We start from the raw sequence: 365 nt of genomic DNA, 5'->3' as shown, positions 1-365 counted from the left end.
TCCATTTTAAATTTAACCTAATTAATACAGACTTCTTTGAATATAAAAACAGCTTTAATCATAAGATTAAAGCTGTACATTGGAGGCGACATCCAGATTCGAACTGGAGATCAAGGAGTTGCAGTCCACTGCCTTACCACTTGGCTATGTCGCCACATCATTTATAATATAATTGTATGTTTATTATCCCACTTTCGCAACAATTTTATTAATTTTTTTAAATTAAATTTTAGACAGAAAATACATTAATATAAGTAAAAACTACAAAATTATTTTTATTTTATAGTTTTTCCCATATTATCAATATATTCAAATATAGTTATATTAGAAATATCTTCTTCTTTTTCAATTAAATTTAATACAGT

General features: G+C 24.9%; 1 tRNA gene. It reads right to left on the bottom strand.

What is annotated here, in order from left to right:
* Window positions 1-80 precede the first annotated feature (80 nt).
* Window positions 81-154, bottom strand: a tRNA-Cys gene (locus G3997_RS01380).
* Between the last annotated feature and the right edge of the window lie 211 nt (window positions 155-365).

It is taken from the genome of Romboutsia sp. 13368, from assembly GCF_018336475.1.
Classification (GTDB): Bacteria; Bacillota; Clostridia; order Peptostreptococcales; family Peptostreptococcaceae; genus Romboutsia.
The sequence above is the reverse complement of the archived record's forward strand: the minus strand, read 5'-3'. Positions and strand labels throughout refer to the sequence as shown.